Origin of the sequence: Mycobacterium sp. (genome assembly GCF_049278535.1) — a bacterium.
In the GTDB taxonomy this organism is placed as follows: Bacteria; Actinomycetota; Actinomycetes; order Mycobacteriales; family Mycobacteriaceae; genus Mycobacterium.
The window spans coordinates 1-5387 of sequence record NZ_JBAPMI010000144.1 but is presented as its reverse complement, the minus strand read 5'-3'; the positions used below and the strand labels follow the sequence as shown (position 1 = coordinate 5387).

Annotated in this window: 5 protein-coding genes and 1 pseudogene; all 6 read left to right on the top strand. The window is 66.5% G+C overall.

From position 1 onward, the window contains the following. Window positions 1-854: pseudogene (locus WAO18_RS09240) on the top strand (primosome assembly protein PriA); the annotation flags it as partial. 124 nt (window positions 855-978) lie between these two features. Beyond that, on the top strand, window positions 979-1143 hold the full coding sequence (locus WAO18_RS09235) for a hypothetical protein (protein WP_422205755.1): 165 nt from the start codon (window positions 979-981) through the stop codon (window positions 1141-1143). After that, window positions 1140-1385 (top strand): hypothetical protein, encoded by a 246-nt coding sequence (locus WAO18_RS09230; RefSeq protein WP_422205753.1) that lies wholly within the window; start codon window positions 1140-1142, stop codon window positions 1383-1385. Before WAO18_RS09235 ends, WAO18_RS09230 begins: the two co-directional genes overlap by 4 nt. A 205-nt stretch (window positions 1386-1590) precedes the next feature. Continuing rightward, window positions 1591-2307 carry an LpqN/LpqT family lipoprotein gene (locus WAO18_RS09225; RefSeq protein ID WP_422205752.1) on the top strand — a complete coding sequence of 239 codons (717 nt, stop codon included), beginning with the start codon at window positions 1591-1593 and terminating at the stop codon, window positions 2305-2307. An 84-nt stretch (window positions 2308-2391) separates the two neighbouring features. Then, complete coding sequence (locus WAO18_RS09220; RefSeq protein WP_422205751.1) at window positions 2392-4350, top strand: aconitate hydratase; 1959 nt, start codon at window positions 2392-2394, stop codon at window positions 4348-4350. A 22-nt stretch (window positions 4351-4372) separates the two neighbouring features. Then, on the top strand, window positions 4373-5314 hold the full coding sequence (gene fmt, locus WAO18_RS09215) for a methionyl-tRNA formyltransferase (RefSeq protein ID WP_422205750.1): 942 nt from the start codon (window positions 4373-4375) through the stop codon (window positions 5312-5314). Window positions 5315-5387: the final 73 nt, after the last annotated feature.

The following is a 5387-nucleotide window of genomic DNA, read 5'->3' as shown; positions in this document are numbered from 1 at the left end:
CGCTTGCCTGCGCGCGCTGCCGGGCGATAGCCCGCTGCCGGCAGTGCACCGGTCCGCTTTCGTTGGACGACCGCGACGGGACAGCCCCGGTATGCCGTTGGTGCGGCCGGGCCGACGCCGCGCTGCGCTGCACCCGCTGCGGGTCGGACGCGGTGCGCGCCGTCGTCGTCGGCGCGAGGCGGACCGCCGAAGAACTCGGCCGTGCGTTTCCCGGCACGACGGTGATCACCTCGGCCGGCGAAGCGATGGTGTCCGAGGTCGAGGGTCGCCCGGCTTTGGTGGTGGCCACGCCCGGCGCCGAACCGCACGCAGCCGACGGCTACGGGGCGGCGCTGTTGCTGGACAGCTGGGCGCTGCTGGGGCGTCAGGATCTGCGTGCGGCCGAGGACACCCTGCGTCGGTGGATGGCCGCCGCGGCGTTGGTGCGGTCCCACGACGCCGGCGGGGTGGTGGTGGCCGTCGCTGAGGCATCGGTCCCGACCGTGCAGGCGCTGATTCGCTGGGATCCGGTCGGCCATGCCGGGGCCGAGTTGGCGGCTCGCAGCGAAGTTGCCCTGCCGCCAAGTGCGCACATGGCCGCTCTCGACGGTCCTCGGGAGGCGGTGACGGCGTTGCTCGGGGAAATCCGGCTGCCGGACAGCGCCGAGCTGCTCGGCCCGGTGCCGTTGCCGGTAGGCGCGCGCCGACCACCCGGAATCGCGGCCGATGCCGTGGTGGTCCGGATGCTGGTGCGGGTGCGCCGCGAGCAGGGCTTGGCCTTGGCGGCGGAGCTGCGGCGCAGCGTCGCTGTGGTCAGCGCCCGCCAGGCTCACGAGCCGGTCCGGGTGCAGATCGACCCACTGCACATCGGCTAGATGACTCGGCTGTGCATCGTGTGTCGGCAAGCGAAGTCCGGGGTTTTCATGCGACGATTCGATTGCTGGCCGAGCGCCGACGACGCCAACCGGTCGTTCTTTCCCGTGTCGAGGGAGGTTCGCTATGGCAACAACAATCACGGATGCCGCCCGAATCGGGCGCTGCTTGATGTTCGTGCGCGAGCATCTGCGGCAAGCCCGCGCCGCCGACGACGAGATCCGGGCCATGCAATGGGATGCCGTCATGGACCAGTTCATCGACGCTTGGCCCAGGCAGCGGTCGGCATGATCATCGATCCCGTCCACTGCACGGAGATCGGGTGTGACTGTCCCGGCAGCCGTTGGTGGACTGGCTGGATCGGGCCCCGTGAAATCCATATCGTCCCCATCGACGATGTGCACCCACATCACATCGAGGAATGCGCCTGCGATCCCGTCATCACGCTGCATGTCGCGGGTGATGGCTTCGCGTCATGGCGGGTGTCCCACAACGGCTTCGACCGCCGCGAACTCACGGAGGCGGCGGCCTGATCACGCCTAGTTCGCTCCAGTCCACCAGGGGCGTATCCGCGCGTGGATCAAATTCGCTCATGCTAGTCAGCATGCGGTCGCCGCAAACCGGAAACATCGGCGAAAACGCGTCGATCGCGGCCGCTGAACAGGGCGATCTAGGCTGGGTCGGGAAAGCGCCGTAATTTTGTCCCGTGGCGAAGCCCGATCGACAGGAGCTAGTTGAATGAAGCGGACAGCATTAAGCGGCGGTGCGACGATCGCGATTGTCGCGGTGGCCATCGGCGTAGCCGGATGTGGGTCGTCGCCGAGCAGCCACAATGCGCCGGGCAAGACGTCCGCCACGGGAAGCGCGGCCACTTCGACCACAGCTGCCAAGCCGCAGTCGAAGGTGGCGCCTCGCATCACCGCGCAGGGGCCCAACCCGACGATCGCCAGCTATTTCGACCAGAGCCACATCACCGCGACACCGGTTCACAAGGGTGACCCCGGCGCGCCTGCCGTCGACCTGCCGATCCCGGATGGCTGGGCCGACGCTGGACCCGACACCCCGGCTACGGCCTACTGGGCCATCGTCGACAACGGTCCGGAGGCTGCCAAATACCCCCCCAGCATCGTGGCGACACTGTCCAAGCTCGACGGCGATGTAGACCCGCAGAAACTGATCGAACTCGCCGCCGGCGCAACCAAGAACCTGCCCGGTTTCAAGCAAATGGGCGACGGCAGTGAGGACAACCTGGGCGGTTTCCCCGCCTTCCAGTTGGGCGGCACCTGGACGCAAGACGGCCAAGACAAGGCGGTCGCCGACAAGGTGGTCGTCATCAATGGCAAGGACAACATCTATCTGCTGGAGCTCAACGCGGACTGCCTGCCGGACCAGATCGACAAGGCGCTGCCGGCGACGATGACCATCGACGAGAAGACGAAGATCAACGTCGGTTAGTCCCGCGCGCCCGACGTATGGGCGCTGACATATCGGGGTATGTCTTGGTGACGGTTGATTTTCACGTCGCTTAGGAACTTCGCTATGTCTTCGCTCAACGTCGCTCGCCAGCTGATCGAGTCCCACTTGGAATCCGGCGAGATGACGCCGGGCGAAGAAATCGCTCTGCACATCGACCAGACGCTGACCCAGGACGCGACGGGCACGCTGGTCATGCAGGAGTTGGAGGCGCTCGGGCTCGATCGTGCTCGCACGGAAGTGAGCGTGCAATACGTCGACCACAACCTGCTGCAGACCGATGAGAAGAACGCCGAGGACCACGAATATCTGCGCACCGCCGCGCAGCGATTCGGGCTGTGGTTCTCCAAGCCCGGCAACGGGGTCTCGCATCCGACGCACATGCAGCGGTTCGGAATTCCCGGCAAGACGATGGTCGGCTCGGATTCACACACCCCGGCCGCGGGTTCGCTGGGCATGCTGGCGATCGGCGTTGGCGGGCTGGAGGTCGCGCTGGCCATCACCGGTCGACCGCTGCACATCCGGATGCCAGAAGTCTGGGGCGTGCGGCTCGAAGGCGAACTGCCGCAATGGTGTTCGGCCAAAGACGTGATTCTGGAAATGTTGCGCCGCCACGACGTCAAGGGTGGGGTGAACCGGATCATCGAGTACTACGGGCCGGGGCTGGACAGCCTGACCGCGATGGACCGCCACGTCATCGCAAACATGGGGGCCGAACTTGGCGCTACCACAACGGTTTTCCCTAGCGATGAGACGGTCCGCGACTTTCTGCGGGCCGAGGACCGTGAGGACGACTGGGTTGAACTGATTGCCGACGACGACGCCGACTACGACGTCGACGAATCGATTGACCTATCCGAAATCGAGCCGCTGATCGCCAAGCCGTCGTCGCCGGGAAACGTGGTGCCGGTGCGCGAGGTGGTCGGCGAGGAAATCGCCCAAGCGGTGATCGGATCGAGTGCCAATCCAGGTCTGCGCGATTTCGCGATCGCCGCCGCAATGGTGGCAGGACGGCAGACGGCGCCGGACGTCAGCTTCGACATCAACCCGACGTCGCGAGAGATCTTGACCGATCTCACCAAGATGGGCGCAACCACCGAATTGGTGATCGGCGGCGCCCGCATTCATCAAGCCGGATGCATGGGATGCATCGGCATGGGCCAGGCCCCCGCCACCGGCCGCAACTCACTGCGCACGATGCCCCGCAACTTTCCCGGCCGCTCTGGCACCAAAGAGGATTCTGTTTGGTTGTGTTCACCCGAAACGGCTGCGGCATCGGCACTGACGGGCGTGATCACCGATCCACGCGACTGGGCGCGCGACAACAAGGTGGACTATCCGAAGCTGGATCTGCCGCAGCAGTCGTCGGTGAACACCGCGATGCTCGTGCCGCCGCTGGACGCCGACGAGGCGCAAAAGATCGAGCCGGTCAAGGGGCCCAACGTCTCCAGCCTGCCGGAGCTTTCACCGCTGCCCGACGAAATCGAGGCGCCGGTGCTGCTGAAGGTCGGCGACAACATCTCTACCGACGAGATCTCGCCGGCCGGCGCCCGGGCGCTGCCATTCCGATCGAACATTCCCAAGCTCGCGATGTTCAGCTTCACCCAGATCGACGAGTCGTATCCCGAGCGGGCCAAGGAGGCCGAAGACACCGGTCACATCATCGTCGGCGGCGAAAATTACGGTCAGGGTTCCTCGCGGGAGCACGCCGCGATTGCCCCGCGTCACCTCGGCCTGCAGGTGGTCATCGCCAAGTCATTCGCCCGAATTCATTGGCAGAACCTGGCCAACTTCGGTGTCTTGGCGGTCGAGTTCGACGATCCCGACGACTACGACAGCATCGATCAGGATGACTCGCTGCGCATCGCCGGCGTGCGCGACACGCTGGCCGATAAGGACACTCTGCAGGTCGAGAACGTGACCAAGGATTCATCTTTTACTGTGCGGCACCGCCTTTCGTCGCGACAAGTCAAGGATGTCCTGGCCGGTGGCCTGATCCCGCGCCTGGCCGACGACGAGCAGTGAACCACCTTCCTACACTGGTCCGGTGCGTCTCGTCTTTGCCGGTACCCCCGAACCCGCGTTGCCCGCGCTGCGCAGTCTGATCGATTCGCCCCGTCATGACGTGATCGCGGTGCTCACCCGGCCGGACGCCGCCTCCGGCCGGCATGGCACGCCACACCCGTCGCCGGTTGCTCGCCTGGCTCTTGAGCAGGGCATCCCGGTACTACGCCCGGACCGGCCCAACTCTCCGGAATTCGTCGCCGAGCTCTCGGAGTTGCAGCCCGACTGCTGTCCGGTGGTGGCCTTCGGTGCCTTGCTCCGCGACGACCTTCTTGCGGTGCCGGTGCGCGGCTGGGTCAACCTGCACTTCTCGTTGCTGCCCGCCTGGCGGGGGGCGGCCCCGGTCCAGGCGGCGATCGCCGCCGGCGACACCGTTACCGGGGCGACCACGTTCCAGATCGAATCCGGCTTGGACTCCGGGCCGGTGTACGGCGTGGTTACCGAGTCGGTGCGCCCGATCGACACCGCGGGGGATCTGCTTGACCGGCTGGCGATTTCGGGGGCTACGCTGCTGTCGACCACGCTGGACGGCATTGCCGACGGGGCATTGACACCCGTGGCGCAGCCGACGGACGGTGTCAGCATTGCGCCGAAGATCACCGTCGAAAACGCCCGGGTGCGTTGGGACCTCCCGGCAGAAGTCGTCGAGCGGCGGATTCGCGCCGTCACTCCCAACCCCGGAGCGTGGACGATGATCGGCGACCTACGGGTCAAACTCGGGCCGGTGTATATCGACACCGACGGGCAGAACCTGCCAAAGCCGCTGTCGCCCGGCGACATTCACGTTGACCGGCGCAGCGTACGGGTCGGCACCGCCTCGCACCCGATACGGCTGGGCCAGGTGCAGGCACCGGGCAAGAAGCTGATGAACGCGGTCGACTGGGCCAGGGGAGCCCGCCTGGAAACGTCTGCGCGCGCGTCATGAGCCCGCCACCGGACAGACCGCGCCGCGACCGGCCGCCCGCTCGCACCCCTCAGCGATCGGCACGGCCACCGAG

Coding starts and splice junctions, on each gene's coding strand:
- WAO18_RS09235 (WP_422205755.1), top strand. CDS start 979: ATGGCAACAACAATCACGGATGCCGCCCGAATCGGGCGCTGCTTGATG.
- WAO18_RS09230 (WP_422205753.1), top strand. CDS start 1,140: ATGATCATCGATCCCGTCCACTGCACGGAGATCGGGTGTGACTGTCCC.
- WAO18_RS09225 (WP_422205752.1), top strand. CDS start 1,591: ATGAAGCGGACAGCATTAAGCGGCGGTGCGACGATCGCGATTGTCGCG.
- WAO18_RS09220 (WP_422205751.1), top strand. CDS start 2,392: ATGTCTTCGCTCAACGTCGCTCGCCAGCTGATCGAGTCCCACTTGGAA.